The 18,908-nt window shown below is 63.9% G+C and carries 17 protein-coding genes; 11 read left to right on the top strand and 6 right to left on the bottom strand.

Annotated elements, in window-relative coordinates:
* Positions 1-27 precede the first annotated feature (27 nt).
* Genes GTP23_RS01560 through GTP23_RS01550 form a run of 3 tightly spaced genes read right to left on the bottom strand, consistent with a single transcriptional unit; the run spans position 28 to position 3,646 of the window.
* Positions 28-906 carry a 2OG-Fe(II) oxygenase gene (locus GTP23_RS01560; RefSeq protein WP_229255887.1) on the bottom strand — a complete coding sequence of 293 codons (879 nt, stop codon included), beginning with the start codon at positions 904-906 and terminating at the stop codon, positions 28-30.
* Positions 903-2,147: an MFS transporter gene (locus GTP23_RS01555; protein ID WP_161033577.1), complete on the bottom strand. Its 1,245-nt coding sequence runs from the start codon at positions 2,145-2,147 to the stop codon at positions 903-905. The genes GTP23_RS01560 and GTP23_RS01555 overlap by 4 nt, the downstream gene beginning before the upstream one ends.
* Before the next feature lie 8 nt (positions 2,148-2,155).
* Positions 2,156-3,646 (bottom strand): KamA family radical SAM protein, encoded by a 1,491-nt coding sequence (locus GTP23_RS01550; RefSeq protein WP_202411888.1) that lies wholly within the window; start codon positions 3,644-3,646, stop codon positions 2,156-2,158.
* A 261-nt stretch (positions 3,647-3,907) separates the two neighbouring features.
* Here GTP23_RS01550 and GTP23_RS01545 point away from each other — a divergent pair, with 261 nt between their 5' ends.
* The 7 genes from GTP23_RS01545 to GTP23_RS01515 all read left to right on the top strand — a co-directional run bounded on the left by GTP23_RS01545 (position 3,908) and on the right by GTP23_RS01515 (position 13,041).
* Entirely contained in the window at positions 3,908-4,363 is a 456-nt protein-coding gene (locus tag GTP23_RS01545; protein ID WP_161033576.1) for a cache domain-containing protein, read from the top strand.
* Between the two features lie 14 nt (positions 4,364-4,377).
* Positions 4,378-6,039 (top strand): methyl-accepting chemotaxis protein, encoded by a 1,662-nt coding sequence (locus GTP23_RS01540; protein WP_161033575.1) that lies wholly within the window; start codon positions 4,378-4,380, stop codon positions 6,037-6,039.
* Between the two features lie 187 nt (positions 6,040-6,226).
* Positions 6,227-7,093, top strand: a complete 867-nt coding sequence (locus GTP23_RS01535; protein ID WP_161033574.1) for an HDOD domain-containing protein — start codon at positions 6,227-6,229, stop codon at positions 7,091-7,093.
* Positions 7,094-7,096: 3 nt separating this feature from the next.
* Entirely contained in the window at positions 7,097-8,323 is a 1,227-nt protein-coding gene (locus tag GTP23_RS01530; RefSeq protein WP_161033573.1) for a DUF2863 family protein, read from the top strand.
* Between the two features lie 110 nt (positions 8,324-8,433).
* Positions 8,434-9,621 (top strand): tetratricopeptide repeat protein, encoded by a 1,188-nt coding sequence (locus GTP23_RS01525; RefSeq protein WP_161033572.1) that lies wholly within the window; start codon positions 8,434-8,436, stop codon positions 9,619-9,621.
* A gap of 125 nt (positions 9,622-9,746) precedes the next feature.
* On the top strand, positions 9,747-12,344 hold the full coding sequence (locus GTP23_RS01520; RefSeq protein WP_229255886.1) for a quinoprotein amine dehydrogenase: 2,598 nt from the start codon (positions 9,747-9,749) through the stop codon (positions 12,342-12,344).
* Complete coding sequence (locus GTP23_RS01515) at positions 12,310-13,041, top strand: GNAT family N-acetyltransferase (RefSeq protein WP_229255885.1); 732 nt, start codon at positions 12,310-12,312, stop codon at positions 13,039-13,041. Before GTP23_RS01520 ends, GTP23_RS01515 begins: the two co-directional genes overlap by 35 nt.
* Before the next feature lie 119 nt (positions 13,042-13,160).
* Here the strand turns inward: GTP23_RS01515 and GTP23_RS01510 are convergent, their stop codons facing one another.
* Positions 13,161-13,658 carry a DNA-deoxyinosine glycosylase gene (locus GTP23_RS01510; RefSeq protein WP_161033571.1) on the bottom strand — a complete coding sequence of 166 codons (498 nt, stop codon included), beginning with the start codon at positions 13,656-13,658 and terminating at the stop codon, positions 13,161-13,163.
* Between the two features lie 144 nt (positions 13,659-13,802).
* Between GTP23_RS01510 and GTP23_RS01505 the strand changes: the two genes are divergently transcribed.
* Positions 13,803-14,240, top strand: a complete 438-nt coding sequence (locus GTP23_RS01505) for an Mpo1 family 2-hydroxy fatty acid dioxygenase (RefSeq protein ID WP_161033570.1) — start codon at positions 13,803-13,805, stop codon at positions 14,238-14,240.
* Here GTP23_RS01505 and GTP23_RS22535 read toward each other — a convergent pair.
* A complete protein-coding gene (locus GTP23_RS22535; RefSeq protein WP_196308676.1) occupies positions 14,237-14,374 on the bottom strand; it encodes a hypothetical protein in 138 nt (45 codons plus the stop codon). The genes GTP23_RS01505 and GTP23_RS22535 overlap by 4 nt on opposite strands.
* 167 nt (positions 14,375-14,541) lie before the next feature.
* Here GTP23_RS22535 and GTP23_RS01500 point away from each other — a divergent pair, with 167 nt between their 5' ends.
* The 3 genes from GTP23_RS01500 (at position 14,542) to GTP23_RS22530 (ending at position 16,194) form a co-directional block, all read left to right on the top strand.
* The gene (locus GTP23_RS01500; protein ID WP_161033569.1) at positions 14,542-15,456 is read left to right on the top strand and encodes a DMT family transporter; all 915 of its coding nucleotides are present in this window, start codon (positions 14,542-14,544) and stop codon (positions 15,454-15,456) included.
* Between the two features lie 3 nt (positions 15,457-15,459).
* Positions 15,460-15,951 carry a GNAT family N-acetyltransferase gene (locus GTP23_RS01495; protein ID WP_161033568.1) on the top strand — a complete coding sequence of 164 codons (492 nt, stop codon included), beginning with the start codon at positions 15,460-15,462 and terminating at the stop codon, positions 15,949-15,951.
* Positions 15,952-16,017: 66 nt separating this feature from the next.
* Entirely contained in the window at positions 16,018-16,194 is a 177-nt protein-coding gene (locus GTP23_RS22530) for a hypothetical protein (RefSeq protein WP_202411886.1), read from the top strand.
* 16 nt (positions 16,195-16,210) lie between these two features.
* Here the strand turns inward: GTP23_RS22530 and GTP23_RS01490 are convergent, their stop codons facing one another.
* Positions 16,211-18,880 carry a zinc-dependent metalloprotease gene (locus tag GTP23_RS01490; protein ID WP_161033567.1) on the bottom strand — a complete coding sequence of 890 codons (2,670 nt, stop codon included), beginning with the start codon at positions 18,878-18,880 and terminating at the stop codon, positions 16,211-16,213.
* Positions 18,881-18,908 lie beyond the last annotated feature (28 nt).

Here is an 18,908-nt window from a genome sequence, read left to right as displayed (position 1 = left end):
GTTAGCAGGGTGGTGTAGACCGCCATTCTAACCGTAGCGCCCCTGCCTCAGCCATTTGTTGGCGATGATCTTGGTACCGCGCACCACGGGCGCGCCGGCGTGCAGGGTCTGACGGTCCGGCTGGTGGTTGGCATCGGTGTTGAGGAACCACACGGCATTACCCTTGCGCGGATAGATTTCCAGCCCCAGCCCGGGGAAGGCCGTGCCGCCGCCCTGCTCCACATCGCTCAGATACAGTACGAAAGTGGCCAGCCGCTGGCCGCCCATGGCCAGATGGCTACGATGGCCACCACTATCGGGATCCAGCCAGTCGTAATGGGGGCGGTACTCCTGGGTCACGCCATATTTCTGCAACTGGAAAGGCTCGCCGTTTTCCACCGGCCAGTGGGCCAGCGCGGCCAGCCGCCGCTCGATGCGCTCGGCCACTTCCGCTTCGCCGCGCCGGATGAACGCCATTTCACTGGTGCGGCCTTCATGTACTACGCTGGCGCCATCGTTTTCTGCCGTGACGGTGGAACGGGTATAGCGATTGCCGCAATGGGCCACGATGGCGTCGCACTCTTCGCTGCTGAGCACATTCCCCAGCAGGATCACCTGCGGCTGCTGCAGCACGAACAGCACATCCACCTCGCGGTCCGGCGTACTGATACGGTTGCTGCTCAAATCGATATACGGCATCTGCTGCGGTGCCGTGAAGGCGCTCTGCACCGGCGCATCTTCAAGGCCGCCCGCGCGCAGGGCGATGGCAGCGTCGATGGCGGCCATGGCGACGGCCATGCTGTGCTGTCCCGACCCCGCCATGCTGTTGGCCATTTCCAGCGGCCGGCAGCCACGTGCCAGATTTTCCATGATCCAGTTGCGCCATTCGGCGGGTAAGGCATTGAACACGCTGGTAGATGTCGTCATCGTGGTGTACTGAGGCTAGTGGCCGGACGTGGCCCCATTCTACCGGATAGCTGAGGCCACAGGTAACGCAATAGACCCGGCAGTTGCAGCACGATCAGCAGGCCGTAGGCGGCCTGATAGGCTTGTACTGGCTGCTGCTGGCCAGCGGACGGCCAGAGCGCCACCACCAGCCCGAAGCCCGCCTGCACGGCAAACGCCCCCATGAAGATCAGCAGATTCAGTAGCGTCACGGCACGGGCGCTCAGGCTGGCCGGCATATTCTGCGCGAGGATGGTGTAGTCCATGCCGGTGGCTGTTCCTGTCAGCGTGAACAGCACCGCCAGCACGGGAAAGGCGGGCGACCAGCGGCACAGCATGGCCAGCTGCACCAGCAGGAACAGCGCCACGCCGCAGGCGGCTATGTGCAGCATGGCGACGCCGCGCCGCGCCGCCCACTGCGTCAGCCGGCCCATGACGATTGCACCGAGGATGATGGCCGCCATACTCAGGTACAGCAGATAGCCGACCTGCACTTCCGGATAATGTCCGGCATCGCTGAGCCAGCGTCCCAGCCACAGCCCCTGCACGCCGAAATACACCATGTGCGGCACCAGCAGCAAGCGCAGCACCTGCCGGAAGCTGGCGTCCTGCAGCACCAGCCGCAGCGCCGCACTGCTGGCCGGTGCGCCTTCATCGACAGCCACGCGCGGCGCGCGCCAGCGCAGCAGCAGCGCCCCCGCCAGTACCAGCAGGGCCAGCCCGATGAATACGCCACGCCAGCCAGCGTAGTGCAGCAGCCAGCGCACCGGCAGCGTAGCCGAGGCAGCGCCCAGCCCTCCCACCGCCACCAGATAGCCCTGCAGACTAGGCAGCCGCGCCGGTTCCACCCACAGCGAGAAGGCTTTCAGCGCCGCCATGAAACAGCCACCCAGCCCGAAGCCCAGCAATGCGCGCGCTGCCAGCAGCTGGCTGAATTGCTGGCCACCGGCAAAGCCCAGCGCCGCCAGCACTGCCAGCAGCAGCATGGGCCATTGCACCCGCGCCGGCCCCCAGCGGTCGAGCGCCATGCCGACCGGCAGCTGCACCAGCGCGAAGCTAAAAAAGTAGACGCTGGTGAGCAGGCCTAGCTGGCCCGGTGTCAGTGCCAGTGCCGCCATCAGCTGCGGCGCCAGCGTGGCATTCACATTGCGCAGCAAGCATTGCAGGAAGTGGCCGAAAGCGAAAGGCAGGAACACCATGCCGTACAGGTGGCGGTCGGACATGATGGCACCTAGGCCGAATGCGGCAAGTCGGCGTCGGAGCTGGAGCTGGAGCTGGAGCTGGAGCTGGAGCCGGTGCCCGCGCCGGCGCTGCCGCAGCTGGCGCCAGCAGCGCGGCGCAGCGGTATCACTTTGCGCGGCGTGTAGTCGGGCACCGGTTCGCTGCGGCTGCCGCCCTGCTCTTCAAAGAAAAATTTCTCCTTGCCGAAGGCCGGTTGCAGCTCATCCATCCAGGTCGCTTTGGCATCGTAGCGGGCATAAAACGGCTTGCGCACCCAGTCGGGATTTCGCGCCTGCAGGAACTGCAAAGCAAACACTTTTTCACCGCCGATTTGGGCCACGCCGTCTATCACCACCTTGCCGGGGAAGGCACTCATGGATGGCCCCCGCACCGTGCGCGACAGGCCGGATACCATCTGGTAGGCCGCCTGAAAAATCTCGTGCGCTCTGGCCAGCGGCAGCTGGAAGTATTCGCGCGGCCCCGTGTCGCGTTCGACGAACATATAGTAGGGGATCGCGCCCAGTCGCACGCCGGTCTGCCACAGTTCGGCCCAGCTACGCGGGTCTTCGTTGATGTGGCGGATCAGCGGCCCCTGCATGCGCAAGGTGGCGCCCGTGCCGACGATGCGCTTGACAGCCTGCTGGGCGATCTCGGGGCGCAGCTCGACTGCATGGCTGTAGTGGCCCATCACGGCCAGATTGCGGCCGCTGGCCACCACTTTTTCGAACAGGCGCAGCAGATCGTCGGCATCGCGGTCGGTGACGAAGCGCTGCGGCCAGTAGGCTACCGACTTGGTGCCGATGCGGATGTTCTGGATGTGCGCCAGCTCCGGCACCAGCAGCGGCTCGATCACGGCAGCCAGTGCGCGGGTATTCATGATCAGCGGATCGCCGCCCGTGATCAGCACATCCGTCACTTCCGGATGCAGGTGCAGATAGTTCACCAACTGCTGCGATTCGGCCGCATCGAATTTCATGTCGTCCATGCCGACGAACTGGGGCCAGCGGAAGCAGAAGGTGCAATAAGCATGGCAGGTCTGGCCGGCGCTGGGGAAAAACAGCACGGTCTCCTTGTACTTGTGCTGCATGCCCTTGAGCGGCGCATCGTTCACGCGCGGCACGTTGTGCGTCATCTGCCCGGCCGGGTGGGGATTCATGCGCAGGCGGATGCGCTGCACTAGCGCGGCCAGCGCCGCCGACGGGGCCTGTCCTTGACCTTGCCCCAGCACCAGTTCGCGCAGCTGCGCATAATCGTCCGGCGCCAGCATGTCGCGATGGGGGAAGGTCATGCGGAAGATGGGATCGTTGGGCACGTTGTTCCAGTCGATCAGCTGGTCCATCACATAGGCATTGGTGCGGAACGGCAGCACATGCGATACCACCCGCACGGCTTCCTGCAGATCGGGCGCTAGCCATTCCCACTGGCGCGCACGGCTGATGGTCTGGCGGATATAGGGCTGGAACTTGGGCGCGGCAGCGTCGCGCAGGGGCACGATATTCATGGCACTTCCTCTCACGGGTGGGGCTGGGTGGGACCGGAACAGTGGTCGGGCTGAAGCTGCATGCTAGGCCGCGCCGCCAGCTGGCAATTGCCGTGCGTCAATCATCTAAAAAATGATGCCCGGAAATTTTCTTTGCCTTGATGCAGATGGCGGGCAAGCTTGCCAGCAGGCTAGAACTTGCGGCAACGCAATTCCTCGCGACGGCAGCAGCGTACAGTTCAGCAGCCAACTGTTCCGTCACCTCTTAGCCAAGGACCTGCCATGAAACTGCTCTCCCTGCTGGCCGCCAGTACGGCCCTGCTACTGCCCCTGTCTGGCCATGCGGCCGAACCGACCGAGAAAGACGCCATCGCCATGGTGGAAAAAGGTGCGGCCTACCTCAAGGCCCATGGCAAGGAAGACCTGCTGCGCAAGGTCAGCGCCAAAGATCCCGACTACCTGCAAGGCACGCTCTACATCGATGTGCGCGATCTGGCCAGCGGCATCGTGCTGGCCCATCCCGTCAACCCCAGCATCGTCGGCAAGGACCTGACCGATATGCCCGATGCCAGCGGCAAGAAATACCGCCGCGAGATCATCGAGCTGGCTGCCAAAAAAGGCCATGGCTGGGTCGACTACCAGTACAAGAATCCCGCCACCGGCAAGATAGAACCCAAGACCACCTACATCCTGCGCGTCGGCGACGTCGTGCTGGAAGCGGGCATCTATAAAAAATGAAGCGGGAGCTGGCCATGCTGAAGAAACTGCGGATAGGACCGAAACTGCTGCTGGCCCCGGGGCTGGTACTGTGCCTGCTGATGCTGACGGCCGGCGCGGCCTACTACGGCATGCTGCGCCAGAACGCCACGCTGGAAAACATGCTGCAGGTACGTACGGCGCGGCTCAAGAGCGCGGCCGATGTCAGCGCCGAGCTGCGCTATGCCCATGCCCGCATCTACCAGCTGCTGGCATGGGTGAATGGCAGCTTTGCCCAGAACCGGCTGGATGAGCTGAACCGCCAGATCCATCAGGGCCATGACAGCATAGAGCAGCAGCTGCGCCAGCTCGGCACGGACATGATGGCCAGCGACGATGCGGCCGAGCGCCAGATCGTCGAGCAGTCGCGCCGCGCCTTGCAGGCTTACCGCAAGGCGGTGCAGGACACCATGGATATGGCGGCCATGGACCAGAGCATCGCCACCAATGCCATGGCCAAGGCCGAGCAGCAGTTCCAGCAGCTCAATACCCTGCTGGCCCGCATGTCCACGCTAGAGCAGCAGCTCAGCGCACAGGCGCACCAGCAGGCACGCGCCGAGTTCCAGCAGCTCAGCAGCGGCATGGCGGTGCTGGTGCTGCTGTCCGTGCTGCTGTCGCTGGCCGTGACCATGGCCGTGCGCAGCGCCATGCTGCGCGACATCCGCGCGATTGCCGATGTGGTGCTGGCACTGGCGGCCGGCCGCCTGATCACGGGCGCCAGCAACGACGGGCGCGATGAAATCGCCGATACGGCGCGCATGCTGGACCGCACCATGGACAATCTGACCCAGACGCTGGGCACCATACGCACGGCCGTGCAGACCATCGACGTGGCCGCGCACGAAATCGCCAGCGGCAATCTGGACCTGTCCAGCCGCACCGAGCTGCAGGCCAGTTCGCTCGAGCAGACTGCCAGCGCCATGGCCAGCCTGACCGAGGCCGTGCAGCACAACGCCGCCAGCGCCCGCCAGGCCTGTCAGCTGGCCGCCAGCGCTGCCCAGCTGGCGCAGACGGGCGGCAGCGCCGTGCAGCAGGCGGTGCAGACCATGGGCGATATCCGCAGCAGCTCGCGCCAGATCGTCGACATCATCAGCGTGATCGACGGTATCGCCTTCCAGACCAATATTCTGGCCCTGAATGCGGCGGTGGAAGCAGCACGGGCCGGCGAGCAGGGACGCGGCTTTGCCGTGGTGGCCAGCGAAGTGCGCACGCTGGCGCAGCGCTCGGCCGCGGCCGCGCGCGAGATCAAGACGCTGATTGCCGCCTCGGTGGCCACCATCGATAGCGGTAGCGCATCGGTACAACAGGCCGGCGCCCACATGAACGATGTGGTGGCCTCGGTCCAGCAGGTCAACGACATCATCACCCACATCTCGCAGGCCAGTGCCGAACAGGCGCGCGGCATCGCCGAAGTCAATCAGGCCGTGGGGCAGATGGACGATGTGACCCAGCAGAACGCAGCGCTGGTGGAACAGGCCGCGGCGGCGGCGGCCAGCCTGCAGGAACAGGCCGTCCAGCTATCGGCCGCGGTGGCCGTGTTCCAGATGCCCGACCGTGCGCCCGCGCCATCCAGCGCGCTGACGCTGGCATCGGCGGCACCGCCGGCATGGTCGAAATCACAATCTGGATCAGGTGTACACAGAGCCAGAGCAAAATGATATAAAAATGTTCTTTTTCCCTAGAGGGCCGCACCAAAAAGTTAGCATTAGGCACATAAATCGGGGAAATTTAGATATCCATCGCCGCAGCTTGCGGCGATAATCAGGGCTCGCCGTCCAGCACGACAGAGCGCACTGGTTTATAGTGTCGCTTTGGCATCATTAGTACCCGACCCTGAAGAATACGATGACACCAGTAGCACCTCACGCCCAGCCCGACGACCACGCCGTAGAAGATGCGCTGATCCGTTCGATCCGGATTCCGCCGCGTCCCAGCCTGCTGGTCGATCTGCAGCACGAGCTGGCCCAGCCCGACCCGTCGCCACGCCGCATTGCACGCATTATCGGCAATGATGTCGGCATGTCGGGCGCGCTGCTCAAGCTGGCCAATTCGCCGTTCTTCGGTGCCAGCCGCAAAGCCAAATCCGTCGAACAGGCGATCAACTTCCTCGGCATCAGCCAGTGCGCGGCCCTGCTCACGGGCCTGCTGGCACGCCAGGCCATCGAAGGCCGGCAATCGGATCTGGACGCGTTCTGGGAAATCTCTGCACGCCGTGCGCAGGCGGTGGTGTTCTGCTCGCGCAAGCTGCGCATCGCCCCGCCCGACATCGCCCACACCTTCGGGCTGTTCTGCGATATCGGCGTGCCGCTGCTGATGAACCGCTTTGCCGACTATGCGCAGACCTTTAGCGAAGCCTGCGACGATCACATCAACCCTTTCACCCAGCTGGAAGACCAGCGCTACCAGACCAACCATGCGGCCATAGGCTGCCTGCTGGCGCGTAACTGGGGCCTGTCGCCCGACGTCAGCTGGGCGATTCTGCACCACCACGACTACCGCGTGCTGGAAGATCCGGCCACCGATGACGCGATCCGCTCGCTGGTCTCGCTGGCACTGCTGGCCGAACAGGGCATACAGCGCTTCCACGGCCGCCGCATGTCGTATGAATGGGAAAAAGGCCGCGACTACGCCTGCCGCCATCTGGGCCTGACGGAAGACGAAACCGCCGACCTGCTGGAAGAACTGAACGAAGCCCTGCATACCGAACGATAGACTATGGCAAACAACAAGCGCCCCGTCGCGCGCAAATCGGCCGCCGCGCCGGAACTCAAAGACGAACAGCAGACCACCGAACTGTGCGCCCTCGCGCTCGACCTGTCGGATGGTGAATTCAATAACGACATCGTGGCCGAGGCCACCCGCGCCGATCTGGCGCAGAAAGGGCTGGAGTTCCAGCGCCTGCTGCGCAAGCTGCTCAACCAGAGCAAGGACGAAGTGCTGTACGGCGCCATCGAACTGGCGCGCGACGAATCCGTGGACGGCTACCGCTACCTGCGCAACGCCATCGAAGAAGGCGCGGCCAGCGTGCGCCTGCGCCATGCCGATGCGCCGGAAATGGAAATCGACGCCTTTGCCATTCCCGTGTTCGTGCACAGCCAGGGCGGGCTCGATGCCGCGGCTGATTTCCGCGACAGCGACGCCTACGACGCCGTGCTCGATAGCTTCACCGATGCCGGGCTGGAAAGCCCGCGTGCGCGCGTGGTGCTGGTCAGCCATGCCTACGACCTGAGCGAAATCGAAAAGATCACCTACGGCCAGCTGCACAGCATGGTGCGCGAAGCCGAGCAGTCGCTGAACAACAAGAAAATCATGGCAGCGCCGGCACTCGAGCGCAGCATGGCAGCCGGCTGGGCCCCTAGCAGCTTCGGCCCGGACGATAGCGCGGTGGAACTGCGCTTCCTGCTGGGCTTTGCCCTGAAACGTGCCGACGATCCCTTCTACGCCGTACCGGCCAAGGAAAAAGCCGCCGATGCCTATTTCGCCCAGCGCGCCGAACGCTACCAGAAGTGGACCGAGCAATATGCGCCCATGGTGGCACGCTGTCTGGGCCGCGGCCGTGGCAGCGATCCCGCCCTGCGCCTGAACTTCCTGTATCAGGATCTGTTCTTCGGCGCGCGCGCCACCGCGCAGGCCGAATACGCCATGCTGCAGATGCTGGCCACGCTCAATCAGGCCATGGACGGCCATGCGCCGGAGCAGCTGCAGGCCATCATCGCGCCGACCGACATCGATGACGAAATGGTTTTGCGGGTACAGCTGCGCGCTGGCGACAGTGTGCTGGCCGAATGCGACAAGGCGCTGGACCTCACGGCCGATCTGGAAGTCGAAGTGGACGACGTCAGCGATGCGCTGGCCAGCCTGGGCCTGGGCCAGGGCCAGCTGTCGGTAGCGCTGCGCTTCGACGCCGACGGCCAGCCGCAGCAACTGCGCCCGCTCGCCTGAAGCAGCGTTTGACAGTGCCCGCGCAGGCGAGGATACTTTCTGTGAGCGGAACCCGATAGCCTCATCGAACTGCGCTAGCTCATGGAGTCCCGCCGATACGGGAGACTGTCATGAAAGCCTGCGCCATCCTTTTCTGCGCCGCGCTTCTGGGTGGCTGCGCCAGCACGACACCGCTGGTTCAGCTGCCTGCTGCACCGCAGCTATTCCACGACCAGCTATTTGATGCACCGGCCCGGCCGGTCGACACCGGGCACATTTTCGCCGTCAACGCCGAGATGCGCGCCTACCTGCAGCGCGAAGTCAGCCACAATCTGCTGCACAAGGATGTGCGGCGCCAGCTGTTCGAAGCGCTGTACCGCAAGGACAAGCTGCAGCTCGAGTACGATGCCGCCATGACGCGCGACGCGGCCGAAACCTTTGCCGCCCGTTCCGGCAACTGCCTGTCGCTGGCCATCATGACGGCGGCACTGGCGCACGAACTCAACCTCAACGTCCAGTTCCAGCAGGTGCAGGTGGATGAAAGCTGGAGCCGTGCGGGCGACTTGTACTTCGCCAGCAACCACGTCAACCTCACGCTGGGCCAGCAGCGCACGGATCTGCGCAACGGCTTCGGGATCGACCTGTCCAGCCCGCTGACGGTGGACTTCATCCCCATCTCGGCCAGGGCGCGCGAGCATGCCACGCCGCTGGACGAAGCCACTGTCGTCGCCATGTACCTCAACAACCGCAGTGCCGAACTGCTGGTGCAGGGCCAGTACGATCAAGCCTACTGGATGGTACGCAAAGCCATCGAGCAGGCCCCCGCCTTTCTGCACGCCTACAATACGCTGGCCGTGATCTACCGGCGCCATGGCAATCTGCCGGAAGCCGAGCGCACCCTGCGCTATGCGCTGCAGCAGCGGCCGGACAACGTCATCGTGCTGTCGAATCTGGCGCAGACGCTGGAAAGCCAGGAACAGCCGGACAAACGGGCCGAAGCTGCGCAGCTGCGTCTGACGCTGGCCCAGCTGGAACCGGAGCCGCCGTTCTATTACTTCAGTCTGGGCCAGACGGCCATGCGGCTGGGCGACTTTCAGCGTGCTCGCGAACTGTTCAGACGCGAACTGGCGCGCGTGCCCGACTACCACGAATTCCACTTCTGGCTAGCGCTGGCCGACTACCGCCTGGGCTACCTGTCGGAAGCGGATGTCCACATGGTCAAGGCACTGGCCAACAGCACCACGCGCAGCGACCACGATCTGTACGCAGCCAAGCTGGACAAACTACGCGCCTACGAAGCGGCCATCCTGCAGAAATAGGCCGCGCCTGCTGCTAAGGGGAGAAATGAGGTGGAACTTGCCCTCTGTGCCAGCTTGACACCCTGTTGTGGGTGAACAACAATTGTAGGCTGAGGCACGATCCGTGCTGCCTACAAGGAATACTCATGCTGCATCGCCGGTCCGTCGCGTCGACTTTCATCTACTCCAGTTGTGCCTTGCTGCTGGCAACGCTCGCAGCCTGCGGCGGCGGGGGCGGCGGCAGCACGGGCGGGGGCGGCAGCACGCCGGTGGCCAGCCCCGCCCTCAGCTTCAGTCCCGATACCGTGCGGGCCAGCGTGAATGCCGGCAGTTCGCTGACGCTGAACGTGATCGCCGCCGTGACCCGCCCGGCCGAAGTCACAGGCACTGTGTTCGCGTCCGTAGTCGATAGCAATGGCGTGCTGCAGCCCAATCCCCAGCTGGTGCGCGATAGCGATAGCCAGTACCACGCGGTGCTGCAGACGGCGCCCGGTCTGGCCGTGGGCACGTATTCCGGCAACTTCAGCGTGCGCCTGTGCCGCGATAGCGCCTGCGCCAGCCAGTTCCCCGGCTCGCCAGTCAGCCTGCCTTACAGCCTGCAGATCGTGGCGGCCGGCCAGCCTACCTTTACCGCCACGCCAGCCACCGCGCTGGCCGGCACCATCCACCTGGGCGGCGCTGCTGCCAGCCCTGTCAGCGTCGCCATAGCGGCGGCCGGCCGTAGCTGGACCGTGGCCAGCGGCGCCAGCTGGCTCAAACCTGCCGTCACTAGCGGCAGCGGCAATGCCACGCTGGCTGTCAGCTTCGACGCCACCGGACTGGCAGTGGGCGATTACAGCACCACCCTGATCGTCAGCGCCAGCGATGGCCAGAGCGTCACGCTGACGGCCACGCTGTCGGTCCAGCCTAGCGGCCTGGTCAGCAACTCCAGCGGCCTGACCTTCAATGCCATCAATGGTGCACCGATACCGGCCCAGAACATCACCATCGATACCGACGACAAGGCCAGCGCCAACTGGACTGCCAGCGCCAGCGTGGGCTGGCTCAGCGTCACGCCTGGCAGCGGCACCACCCCGGCCAGCATGGCACTGTCGGTCGATCCGCGCGTGGGCACGCTGGCCAGCGGCAGCTATAGCAATACGCTCAGTCTGGCGGCACCCGGCCTGAGCACGCGCACCCTGCCCGTCACACTCAATCTCAGCCCCGCCACGCTGAGCGCCTCCGTGAACGCCATCACGCTGGGCGGCACCTACGGCCGCGACTTCAGCAGCACGCCTTCCGTCACACTCAGCCTGAATACCCTGAGCAATAGCTGGCCATGGGCACTCGATCCCCTGCCCGCATGGGCTAGCGCCAGCAGCACCAGCGGCAGCGTCAGCCAGACTGGTAGCAAGCTCAGCTTCACTGCCGTACCGAACAGCGCCAGCGTGGGCAGCAGCTCGCGCCTGATCAACGCCACTGCCGGCGTGAATGGCGATCAGGTCAAGGCGGCCGTTCTGCTGACCATCAACAAGGACCAGCACACCCTGATTCCATCGGAAACGGCGGTAGCACTGAGCGGTTCGCCCGGCTGGTCGCGCCTGAGCCGTACCATCACCGTCACCGACAACTTCGGCAACTTTGGCGGCATGAGCGCCAGCTCCAGCGCGGGCTGGCTGGCCGCCAACGTCAACGGCAACAAGATCGCGCTGGTGGCGGACCCCAGTTCGCTGGCCGCCGACTCGCTGAATCTGGCGACCGTGACCATCACCCCGACCGATGCCGATGCCGTGGCACCGGAAGTGATCCGCGTGGCCATGTGGAAAGGCACACGCACGCCCAGCAGCAATACCACCACCGTGCTGCCGTATAGCAATGTCATCACTGATCCGCTGCGGCCTTATGCCTATGTGCACAACGGCGGCACCTATATCGACGTCTACCACCTCTACACGGGCCAGAAAGTGGCCAGCATCACGGGCCTCGCCAGCAGCCTCGGCGATATGACCAGCAGCGCCAACGGCGACCTGCTATACCTGCTGGACCTGAGCAACCGCGCCCTCGTCAGCATCAACCTGAACACCCAGACGGTGACGGGCAGCCTGCCGCTCAGCGCGGCTGACCGCAATACCCGGCTGAAAATACTACGTCCGAATGGCGTGGAAATCCTCGCCCTGAGCACGGGTGCGGCCTATCTGACCAGCAATAACAGCAAACTCAGCCTGCCATTGAGCGGCGGCACGCTGGCCGTCAGCGGTGACGGCAAACGCCTGCTACAGCAAAGCGAAGACAGCGGCACCGTGCAGATCGCCACCTACAGCGTCGACTACGCCGCGCTCAACGGCGGCACCCTGTATCCCGCCAAGATCAGCGCCGCCAGCCATGCCGGCGCCGGCACCCAGGGGCAGGATATCGCCGTCAGTCCGGATGGCACGCGGCTGTACAGTGCCAGCGGCTCGACCAAATCGTGCAGCATCCTGAATCCGGCCGATCTCGGTGTGCTGGCCTATCTGGCAGCCGGCGATGGCGCGCCTAACAACGTGGAAGTGGGCAGTGATGGCCGGCTGTACTGCGGCACGGCGGCCAATGGCGCCGTCAGCGATATCTGGCTGTACAGCAGCAGCGGCACCCTGCTCAACCAGTTCAAGCTGACCAGCACCGGCAAGCAGCTGGCACCGCGCCAGATGGCCGTGTCCGGCGATGGTCTGACCCTGATCGCCATCACCACGGATGGCACCACCACCATCGTTCCGGTCGGGCCATAAACCGATGGGCTACGATACGGCTGTACTCGACCATATTTTCTGGCAGGCGCTGACGGGGCCGCACGCCTGCTACGCCAGCGGTAGCGGTGGTGCACGCCGCTATGTGGACGGCTTCTCGCCCATCATCGCGTTTGCCGATCCGGCCCGGCCCGACTTTGACGGCCTGCGCGACGTCTGCAAGGCGGGCGAGCATTTCTACTGCGATAGCTGGCAGGGGCCAGCACCAGAAGGCTGGCAGATCGAACTGGAGTCGTCCATGTTCCGCATGGTGTGGGCGGGTGCATGTCCCGATACGGATACGGCGCCGCAAGCCATCCCCCTCACAGCCGAGCATGCGCCGCAGGCACTGGCACTGGCCCAGCTGTGCAAACCCGGGCCATTCGGCCTGCGCACCATCGAGCTCGGTGAATACTGGGGCATTTTTGAAGACGGCCAGCTGATCGCCATGGCCGGCGAGCGCCTGCGTGCAGCGGGCCTGTGCGAAATCAGCGGCGTGTGTACCCACCCGACAGCGCAGGGACGGGGGCTGGCACCGGCCCTGATCCGCAAGCTGCTACGCCGCCAGATCCTGCGCGGCGACACGCCCTTCCTGCACGTGATGCACGACAATCCGGTCCACCAGCGCTACCTGCGCATGGGCTTCCGCGACTACCGCCAGACGGTGGTGCGCGTGCTGGCTCGCACAGCCGACCTCTAGACGACCTCACCCGCGCTCGAATTCCGAGCGCAATGCGCCGTCATGTGCAGCGTCTGCTTGCAGACTTACCAAGACCATCCGAGATAGTGTCAGGCGACACATCAACCTCCCACGACTCATCAGGCCTGCCCCAGTTTCTGCCACTGCACCAGCTTTTCGTCGTAAGGCAAAGTATAGGCAGGGCTGCTGGATGGCAGAGCAACGATGCGGTAGTGCGCTGCGCGCTCGCCCAGTATTTTCAGACCTAGCCGCGCGGCCGTGCCGCCGTTGAAGCCTATCGTCCGGATTTCCGGATAGCGCGCCAGTAGCGCCGGCAAATCATTATCGTCACGGTTGCGGATGGCACTATCGAGACTGCCGGCACGGTGGGCTTGCGCCACCACATCCCACAGGCCTACGCCATGCTCGAGCAGAGCCTGCAACCGTGCCGCATAGGCCAGCCCCACCAGATCCGTGGCCAGCACTTCCGACATCAGGCGCCAGAAGGCATTCTGGCGGTTGCCGTAATACTGCGCCTTGGCCAGCGACTGCACGCCGGGCAGGCTGCCCAGTATCAGCAAACGGGTAGTTTGATTGACCACAGGCGCGAAACAGCGCTGGCGCGTAAGCTCGGGCATATCGGCGCGAGTATCCCGGTTCGCAGCATCAAGTGTGGTATCCATAGCCTGCATTCTACGCAAGCTGCGCCATGGCCGCAGAGTGCGTGTAGAATTCATCGCACGATCGTACTAAAAAGTATGACACTTACAACGGAGACTGCCATGCCCTCGACCCGCACCATCGACGTGCTGCTGGAGCAATACAGCGCCAGCCACTTGCATCCCACCAATGAATGGATACACATCGTCTGTGTGCCCACTATCGTGTTCACGCTGCTGGGGCTGTTATGGTCGCTGCACCCGCTGGTGGCCGTGGGCGTGGTGCTGGCCTCGCTGGCGTATTACTTCAAGCTGTCGCGTCCGTTTGCGCTGGGGATGTTGCTGATGTCGGGCAGCATGCTGGCCATCCTCGCGATCTTGCCGCAAAGCCAGATTCTTACCGTCAGCCTGAGTGTGTTCGTACTGGCCTGGATAGGCCAGTTTATCGGCCACAAGATCGAAGGCAAAAAACCGTCCTTCTTCGATGACCTGCGCTTTTTGCTGATCGGCCCGCTATTCGTGCTGGGTTTCCTGTACCGCCGGCTACGGCTGGCGTATTAACGCAGACTGGCCAGCGCAAACAGGGTTTGCGCGGCATTGTGCACATCGTCGTCAGGCAGCATCAGCACCAGCGCGGTGCTGACTGCAACATAGCCCAGTAGGCCGACAACTTTGATCTGTAGCGCGGTATTCATGGCGCCCTCCTTCGATGATGTGTCATTCCATCATACTTGCATTTTCTACAAAATGCTCAATTTTTACGCAATGATACAAATCTCAGCGGCGCGCAGACATTTTCTGTTGCGCCGCAACAAAATTTATCCGCTAGGCAAGCAATAGCACCGCCCGCTATACTCGTCTGATGTCCTCTCCTATCCTGTTTCTGATTGCCTGCCTGATCTGGGGCTCCACTTTCTTTGCCATCACTCTGCAGCTGGGCGACGTGCCGCCGGCAGTTTCCGTGGTGTACCGTTTTGCCCTGTCGGCGGCCGTACTGTTCGCCTGGTGTCTGGCACGCGGCGACCGCCTGCGCATGCCGTGGCGCGTGCAGCGCTGGATGCTGCTGCAAGGCTGTGCCACCTTCGGCATCAGCTATATCTGCACCTACACCTCGGAGCAGTATCTGGTATCCGGTCTGGTGGCCGTGCTGTTCGCCCTGATGGTATTCTGGAACCCCATCCTCAACCGCATCTTCCTCGGCGCGCCGCTAGGCTGGCGCACCTGGAGCGCCGGTGCCGTGGCGATCGCCGGCGTCAGCCTGCTGTTCTACCAGTCCATCGGCGAGGCGTGGGCGGAAATCCGCTCGGGTGGCAATGGCCATTTCCTGCTGGGGCTGGTACTTGCGCTGACGGCCACCATCGCCAGCTCGGTCGGCAATGTGGTGGTGATCAAGGTACGCGAACAGTCACCCAATGTGCTGCTGACCATGGCATGGTCGATGTTATGGGGCAGCCTGCTGGTGGCGCTGTGGGTGCTGGCCAGCGGCCAGTCGTTCCGCCTGCCCCATGGCCTGCCCTACTGGGGCGGCCTGCTCTATCTGTCGCTGTTCGGCTCGGTAATCGCGTTTGCCGCCTATTTCACCCTGATCCACCGCATCGGCTCGCACAAGGCCGTGTACATCGGCGTGGTCACGCCCGTGATTTCGGTGCTGCTGTCCATCCAGCTTGAACACTACCGCCCCGGCCCGCTCGAATGGCTAGGCATGATCCTGTGCATTTCCAGCGTCGCCTGGGCCCTGAAAACCGATAGCCCCTCTCCTTCCACCAGTACGGACTGAACTATGACCTCTAGCAATCTGACCATCCGCCCGGCCACGCCGGCCGACGTTGAAGCCATCTTCGGCATGATTTACGAACTGGCCGTGTTCGAAAAGCTCGAACACATGGTGGTGGCCACGCCGGCCATGCTGCACGACAGCCTGTTCTGCGCCAAGCCCGTGTGCGAAGCCATCGTCGGCGAAACGCAAGGTGAAGTAGTGACCTTTGCCCTGTTCTTCCATAATTTCTCCACCTTCCTGTGCAAGAAAGGCCTGTATCTGGAAGACCTGTACGTCAAGCAGGCCCGCCGTGGCCATGGCTACGGCAAGCAGATGCTGGTGGCACTGGCCAGACTGGCGGTGGAACGCGACTGTGGCCGCTTCGAATGGTCGGTACTGGACTGGAATGCCAATGCCATCAAATTCTACGAAGGCATGGGCGCCGACCTACTGCCGGACTGGCGCATTTGCCGCGTGACGGGCAATGCTCTGACCCATATGTCATCCGGTACTTGATACGCCGCAAAGCGCAGCGGCAGCACGCTTGCAGAATACCGGTTGTAGCCCGCGCCGGAGACTGTCATGCTAGCCTTGCCACCCTTTGCCATCACACTTTACAAAGTCTATCTGCGCGCCCGCCTGCAGCGTTGCAACCGCGCTCTGGCCGTGATTGCCGCGCAGCGTGAAAACGACTTGCACGCCGAGCGGCTGCTGCACCGTGAAGTAGTGCAGGTGCGCTCACGCCTGCGCTCGCTCTAGCCGCGGGCGGCTCCCCTCAGGTACCCGTACGCAGCAGCGGTGCTTTCAGCGTCTGGCTCAGAGTCTCATAGGCTTCGGCCAGATGGGCCTGCACTTCGCGGCTGGTTTTGCTGCTGTTATTGCGGCTCTGCGCTGCCCGCAGATCGCGCTGCAGCTGCAGCGCATACTGGCGCTGCAGGCTGCGCGCATCGGCCAGCGTCGGCGCGGGGCTGCGCAGCAGTCCCGCACACAAACGCTTCAGATGCTCGCGCTGCAGATTGCGCCGTGCCGCCGTGATCTCCTTGCCGCTTTTCAGTTCACTCCAGATGGCGTTCTGCAGGCTGCCATACAGCTCGTCCAGACTCAGCACCTGTCGCTTGTCCTCCAGCTTTTCCAGCGAATCCGTCAAACGGGTCGCCACTGCATCGGCCATCAGCTGGTCCAGCGCAGCCGTCTGCAAAGCCAGCACCCGCGCAGCGACCGACACATCCGGCCGCGCCGTCATTTCAAACGGCTCCGGCGTCAAGCGGCTCACCAGCGCTGGCGAGAAATGCAGGCTATCGGCCTTGAACAGACTGCCCGTAATCATTTGCAGCGCGGCGCGCTGGCGTGCCAGCGGCACCGGTGTGAAGGCCGCGCGGCCGGTACCGGCATGGTCATGCACATAGCTGACGCCACCGATATATTTCACTGCCAGCGGCAGGGTGCGCGCGTACTGCTGATAGCCGTTCTCGAAACTGCGACGCAGGCTGTCGAAGCTTTCGCCCGGTTTCAGCGTGCGGCGTTCAAGGCGATCCCACAGCTCGCGCGACATGGCCAGCCGGCGCTGCACATAGGCCAGCGGGTCGCTGCCCAGATCGTAGGAATTCACTTCCGGGTCGGCATTGAAACCGCCCGCTTCCAGATCGGAACCGAAGCTCAGCTCCGGTTCGCCGGAACGGGCAGCGATGCGCGCCAGTTCCTCTTTTTCCTGTGCCGCTGCAATCGGCTTGTAGGCATATTCGATGGCCCAGTAATCATACGGGCCCAGTGCGGAGGGCACGTACTCGCCCTGCGTTTCGCCCTTGAGTGCCAGATTGAACGGCGTGTAATCCATTACCGAGCCGGCCATGCCATGCTGGCGGGTGAACTCGGGATCCTGCAGCTGCTGCAGGCTGTACACGGTGGAAGCACGGAAGTTATGGCGCAAGCCCAGCGTGTGGCCGATTTCGTGCATCACCACGGCCCGCACATAAGCCTGCGCCAGCGCTTCCGCTTCGGGGCCAGCCATATCCGTTTCGCTGCGTGCGGACAGCAGGCCCATGGCGAATTCCAGCTCCGTCGTCACGCCATCCTGATACTGGCAGCGGTCCTCAGGCGCGGCCAGCGCAGCGCTGGCGATCTGGCGGCGCGCGCCACGGGCAAACACATCGGACACGGCGATATCGGCATCGAGAATTTCGCCGCTTCTCGGGTCCACCTGACGGGGCCCCAGCGAGAAGCCCACATCGTTACCGAAGAACCAGCGCACCGAAGCGTGGCGCGCATCCATGGTATCGAAACGATCGGTCTCGCTCTGCTGCTTGACCACGATGGCATCCTTGAAGCCTATCTTTTCGAAAGCAGCATTCCATGCCAGCACGCCCTGTCTGACAGACTCGCGGTATTTATGCGGCACATTCGCATCGATCCAGTAGACGATGGGCTGCCTGGGCGCCGACAGCGGCAGCGCGGGATCGAGCTTCTCCAGCCGCCAGCGCTCCACCAGATGCACCGCTGTTGTTGGCGTAACGTCGTCGGAAAAATCATGCGAGGTGCGCACGAAATGGCCTATGCGTTCATCGGCTGGCCGGCCCGCCATAGGCTGCGCCGGCAGCGGCATGAAGTTGTAATAGAAGCCGAGGAACAGGCTGCGTGCATCGGGCAGCGTGGTCGGTGGCGCATAGCCGGAAGCCTGTGCTGCTGCCGCCGCTGCAGCCGTTGCCGGTGCGGCCGGCAGACGCGGCACCAGATAATGGGCCTGCACCTGCAGCCCGGTCATGCTGTCATCCGAACGCAAACTCTGGAAACTGCTGTTGCGCGCATCGGCCGAATAAGGCAGACGGAAAGCCGTTTCCAGCTTGGTGCCGTAAGCCGCCATGTCACCAAATAGCAGCGTACTGGCTTCGATCAGAATGGCGCCATTCTGCGGATGCGGGCCGCTGATCACGGGCGCTATCGCCAGCAGACTATCGGAATAAGCCTGCGCCACGGCCAGCGCCTGCGGCGTACCGGCTTTGGCGCCATACGCCGTGTTCTTGGCGATCAGCTGCACCAGCGGCCCCACGCGATGGAACACCACCACCTGGCTCATGCCCATCTGGCCGCCGTAGATGCCGCGTTCACCGATGCCGTTGGGGGTATTCACCGACATGAACAGGGGGCGGTCGAACTGGTCGGGGCGCAGCTCTATCCAGACCTTTTCCTCTTTCTGGTACAGGCCCAGAAAACCCGGCACATGGGCAGCACCGCGCACGATGTCGGCAAACGGACGTGCGCCGGGCGGAGTTTGCAGGGCAGCTAGCATAGCGGCAGGCGTGGCAGGTGCCGCCGGCACGGCGGCGGGAGCCACCTGCGCCTCGGGCGCATGCGGCGCCGGCGCAGGCTGCGGATGGACGGGCTCCTGTGCCAGCGCACTGGCGCCCAGCGTCAGCAAAACAGCCGCGCGGAGGGAATTCACGACAAACATGGGCTTCCTGTTACGTTAAAACGAGCAT

The organism is Duganella fentianensis (assembly GCF_009857835.1).
In the GTDB taxonomy this organism is placed as follows: Bacteria; Pseudomonadota; Gammaproteobacteria; order Burkholderiales; family Burkholderiaceae_D; genus Rugamonas; species Rugamonas fentianensis.
The sequence above is the reverse complement of the archived record's forward strand: the minus strand, read 5'-3'. Positions and strand labels throughout refer to the sequence as shown.

Coding starts and splice junctions, on each gene's coding strand:
- GTP23_RS01560 (WP_229255887.1), bottom strand. CDS start 906: ATGACGACATCTACCAGCGTGTTCAATGCCTTACCCGCCGAATGGCGC.
- GTP23_RS01555 (WP_161033577.1), bottom strand. CDS start 2,147: ATGTCCGACCGCCACCTGTACGGCATGGTGTTCCTGCCTTTCGCTTTC.
- GTP23_RS01550 (WP_202411888.1), bottom strand. CDS start 3,646: ATGAATATCGTGCCCCTGCGCGACGCTGCCGCGCCCAAGTTCCAGCCC.
- GTP23_RS01545 (WP_161033576.1), top strand. CDS start 3,908: ATGAAACTGCTCTCCCTGCTGGCCGCCAGTACGGCCCTGCTACTGCCC.
- GTP23_RS01540 (WP_161033575.1), top strand. CDS start 4,378: ATGCTGAAGAAACTGCGGATAGGACCGAAACTGCTGCTGGCCCCGGGG.
- GTP23_RS01535 (WP_161033574.1), top strand. CDS start 6,227: ATGACACCAGTAGCACCTCACGCCCAGCCCGACGACCACGCCGTAGAA.
- GTP23_RS01530 (WP_161033573.1), top strand. CDS start 7,097: ATGGCAAACAACAAGCGCCCCGTCGCGCGCAAATCGGCCGCCGCGCCG.
- GTP23_RS01525 (WP_161033572.1), top strand. CDS start 8,434: ATGAAAGCCTGCGCCATCCTTTTCTGCGCCGCGCTTCTGGGTGGCTGC.
- GTP23_RS01520 (WP_229255886.1), top strand. CDS start 9,747: ATGCTGCATCGCCGGTCCGTCGCGTCGACTTTCATCTACTCCAGTTGT.
- GTP23_RS01515 (WP_229255885.1), top strand. CDS start 12,310: ATGGCACCACCACCATCGTTCCGGTCGGGCCATAAACCGATGGGCTAC.
- GTP23_RS01510 (WP_161033571.1), bottom strand. CDS start 13,658: ATGCCCGAGCTTACGCGCCAGCGCTGTTTCGCGCCTGTGGTCAATCAA.
- GTP23_RS01505 (WP_161033570.1), top strand. CDS start 13,803: ATGCCCTCGACCCGCACCATCGACGTGCTGCTGGAGCAATACAGCGCC.
- GTP23_RS22535 (WP_196308676.1), bottom strand. CDS start 14,374: ATGAATACCGCGCTACAGATCAAAGTTGTCGGCCTACTGGGCTATGTT.
- GTP23_RS01500 (WP_161033569.1), top strand. CDS start 14,542: ATGTCCTCTCCTATCCTGTTTCTGATTGCCTGCCTGATCTGGGGCTCC.
- GTP23_RS01495 (WP_161033568.1), top strand. CDS start 15,460: ATGACCTCTAGCAATCTGACCATCCGCCCGGCCACGCCGGCCGACGTT.
- GTP23_RS22530 (WP_202411886.1), top strand. CDS start 16,018: ATGCTAGCCTTGCCACCCTTTGCCATCACACTTTACAAAGTCTATCTG.
- GTP23_RS01490 (WP_161033567.1), bottom strand. CDS start 18,880: ATGTTTGTCGTGAATTCCCTCCGCGCGGCTGTTTTGCTGACGCTGGGC.